Source organism: Kineococcus arenarius subsp. arenarius (assembly GCF_050871845.1).
Lineage (GTDB): Bacteria > Actinomycetota > Actinomycetes > Actinomycetales > Kineococcaceae > Kineococcus.
In genome coordinates this window covers 1-3,528 of sequence record NZ_JBJLSE010000171.1, presented here as the reverse complement: position 1 = coordinate 3,528, position 3,528 = coordinate 1, and the positions used below count along the sequence as shown (strand labels likewise).

Here is a 3,528-nt window from a genome sequence, read left to right as displayed (position 1 = left end):
CCCCGGCGCGGTGCGCGCCGGGGGCCGTCGGGGGAGGGGGGTGTCAGGCGGTGGGGACGTCCTCGCCCTCGCGGGCCAGCTTGCCGCTGCGGCGGTCGGCGAGGTAGCTGCGCAGCTCGTCCTTGACCACCGGCGCCAGGATGTACAGGCCGATGATGTTGACCAGGGCGCAGATGAAGAGCATCGCGTCGGCCAGCGTCAGCACGGAGCTGAAGGTCATCACCGTGCCGATGACGGTGAACAGGCAGTAGACGACCTTGAAGGTCAGCAGGCTGGCGCTGGAGCGTCCGAAGAAGTGCGCCCACGCCTTCTCCGAGTAGTAGCTCCACGTGATGAGGGTGGAGAACGCGAAGAGCGCGACGGCGATGGCCAGCACGATCGGGAACCAGGAGATGACGCTCTCGAACGCGTCGGAGGTCAGGACCACGCCGTCGGCGCCGGTGGAGCCGGTGCTGGCGACCTCGTCGCGGGCGTCCAGCCAGCTGGCCGGGCTGGCGATGACGATCGTCAGCGCCGTCATGGTGCAGATGATCACGGTGTCGACGAACGGCTCCAGCAGGGCCACGAAGCCCTCGGAGACGGGGCGGTGGGTCTTGACCGCGGAGTGGGCGATGGGCGCGGAGCCGACCCCGGCCTCGTTGGAGAAGGCTGCGCGCTGGAAGCCGACGATGAGCGCGCCGAGCACGCCGCCGGCGACGCCCTCGGGGTTGAAGGCGTTGCTGAGGATCGCGCCGACGGCCTCGGGGATCTGCCCGATGTTGCCGAGGATCACGATGAGGCAGGCGAGCACGTAGACGATCGCCATGGCGGGCACGAGCCGGGAGGTGACCCGGCCGATGGAGGTGATGCCGCCGAGGATGACGGCGCCGACGAGCGCGGCCAGCACGATGCCGAAGGCGAAGGCGGCGCCGGTGCTGCCGAGGAAGCCGTCCTCGCCGCCGGTGATGTTGCGGAACTGCGCGAAGGTCTGGTTGGCCTGGAACATGTTGCCGCCGGCCACGCCGAAGAAGAAGATCGCCACGGCGAAGATCGCGGTGAGGATCGTCCCGACCCAGGTGACCTTGATCTTGGCGAAGGCGACCTTGAGGTAGCGGAACGGCCCGCCGGTGACGCTGCCGTCCTCGTGGACCTCGCGGTACTTCACGCCCAGGGTGCACTCGACGAACTTCGTGCACATGCCGAGCAGGCCGGCGACGATCATCCAGAAGGTGGCGCCCGGGCCGCCGACGGTCACGGCGACGGCCACGCCGGCGATGTTGCCCAGGCCGACCGTGCCGGACACGGCGCTGGTCAGCGCCTGGAAGTGGGTGACCTCACCGGGGTCGGAGTCCCTGCTGAACCGGCCGCGGATGGTCTCGACCGCGACCTTCAGGCCCCGGAACTGGATGAAGCCGAAGTACGCGGTGAAGATCAGGCCGGCCAGGACGAGCCAGCCCACGATGAGCGGGAAGGTGGCCCCCCCGATGCTCACCGAGTAGAAGATGACGCTGCTGAGGCCGTCGGCGATGCCGGAGAAGACGCTGTCGACGCTCGACTCGATGCTGGCGAGCACGCCGCTGTCGGGTTCCGCGGTGGCGGAGGCCCCGAGGGCGTGGAGGGCTGCGGATGGCATTGGCGCAGAGAAGCGCTTCCGGGGCGCGGCGTCAACCGCTACTCGCAGCCCTTGCCCAGCCGCAACGAAGTCGTAACGTGGCGCGTCGTGCCCGGGTGATCACAGCTCCCGGACGGCGCCGTCCTGCACGACCACCCGGCGCGTCACCCGCACCGCCTCCAGCAGCCGCCGGTCGTGGCTGACCAGCAGCAACGTGCCCGGGTAGCCCTCCAGCGCCTGCTCCAGCTGCTCGATCGCCGGCAGGTCCAGGTGGTTCGTCGGCTCGTCCAGCACCAGCAGGTTCACCCCGCGCGCCTGCAGCAGCGCCAGCGCCGCCCGGGTGCGCTCGCCCGGCGACAGGCTCGACGCCGGCCGGCCCACGTGCGCGGCGCCCAGCCCGAACTTCGCCAGCAGCGTGCGCACCTCCGCGTCCGGCTGGTCGGGCACGGCCTCGGCGAAGGCCCGCGCCAGCGGCGCCTCGCCCAGGAACAGCCCGCGGGCCTGGTCGACCTCACCCACCTGCACGCCCGAGCCCAGGGAGGCGGCGCCCTCGTCGGGGGCCAGGCGGCCCAGCAGCAGGCTCAGCAGCGTCGTCTTGCCCGCACCGTTGGGGCCGGTGACGGCCAGGCGGTCCCCGGCGTCGACCTGCAGGTCCACCGGGCCCAGGGTGAAGGCCCCGCGCCGCGCCACCGCCCCGCGCAGCGTCGCCACCACCGAGCCCGACCGTGGCGCGGCGGCGATGGACATCTGCAGCCGCCACTCCTTGCGCGGCTCCTCGACGACCTCCAGCCGCTCGATCATCCGGTCGGTCTGGCGGGCCTTGGCGGCCTGCTTCTCGCTGCCCTCGCGCATCTTCGCCCGGATCATCTTGTCCGGCTCGCCCTTGCGCACGGCGTTGCGCACGCCCTTGGCCATCCAGTTGCGCTGCATCCGGGCGCGGGCCTCCAGCCCCGAACGCGTGTCGGCGTACTCCTCGTACTCCTCGCGGGCGTGGCGGCGCTGCACCTCCCGCTCGGCCAGGAACGCCTCGTAGCCGCCGCCGACGACCCGCACGAGCTGCTGCGCCAGGTCCAGCTCCACCACCCGGTCCACGGTGCGGGCCAGGAACTCGCGGTCGTGGCTGACGACGACGGCGGGGGAGCGCAGCTGCTGCACGAACCGCTCCAGCCGCGCCAGGCCGTCCAGGTCCAGGTCGTTGGTGGGCTCGTCCAGCAGGAAGACGTCGTAGCGCGAGAGCAGCAGCGCGGCCAGCCCGGCGCGCGCGGCCTGCCCGCCGGACAGCGCCGGCATCGGCAGGTCCACGTCCACCGCCAGGCCCAGGTCGGCGAGGACCTCGTCGCGGCGCTCGTCCAGGTCGGCGCCGCCCAGGGCCAGCCAGCGGTCCAGGGCGTCGGCGTAGCGGTCGTCCGCGCCGGGCACCCCCTCGGCCAGGCCCTGGGCGGCGGCGTCCATCGCCTCCTGCGCCGCGGCCACGCCGGTGCGCCGGGCCAGGAACGCGGCCACCGCCTCGCCGGGCCGGCGCTCCGGCTCCTGCGGCAGGTACCCGACGGTCGCGGTGGGCGGGGACAGGATCACCGACCCCGACTCGGGGGCGTCGATCCCGGCGAGCAGGCGCAGCAGCGTGGACTTGCCCGCACCGTTGGCGCCGACCAGGCCGACGACGTCGCCGGGGGCGATCACGAGGTCCAGCCCGGAGAACAGGGTGCGCGTCCCGTGCGCCGCGCTGAGGTCCTTGGCGACGAGGGTGGCGCTCACGCCCCCATCCTCCCCGATCCCGCACACCCCCCACCCCACCCCACCCCGCCCGGCCCCCCCCCCGGGGGGGGGGGGGGGGGGGGGGGGGGGGGGGGGGGGGCGGGGGGGCCGGGGGGGGGGGGGGGGGGGGGGGGGGGCGGGGCCCGCCCGCTCGGCGCCCCCCGCCGCTCGCCGCCACTCCC

2 protein-coding genes are annotated in these 3,528 nt (G+C 73.9%); both read right to left on the bottom strand.

Annotated features, from left to right (window positions below):
* Positions 1 to 43: 43 nt before the first annotated feature.
* Positions 44 to 1,612: an alanine/glycine:cation symporter family protein gene (locus ACRYM0_RS20595; protein ID WP_432507714.1), complete on the bottom strand. Its 1,569-nt coding sequence runs from the start codon at positions 1,610 to 1,612 to the stop codon at positions 44 to 46.
* 99 nt (positions 1,613 to 1,711) lie between these two features.
* Positions 1,712 to 3,346, bottom strand: coding sequence for an ABC-F family ATP-binding cassette domain-containing protein (locus ACRYM0_RS20590; protein WP_432507713.1), 1,635 nt, complete (start codon positions 3,344 to 3,346; stop codon positions 1,712 to 1,714).
* Positions 3,347 to 3,528 lie beyond the last annotated feature (182 nt).

Bases quoted from the DNA above. Each gene is read 5' to 3' on its own strand.
- ACRYM0_RS20595 (WP_432507714.1), bottom strand. From the start codon at position 1,612: ATGCCATCCGCAGCCCTCCACGCCCTCGGGGCCTCCGCCACCGCGGAA.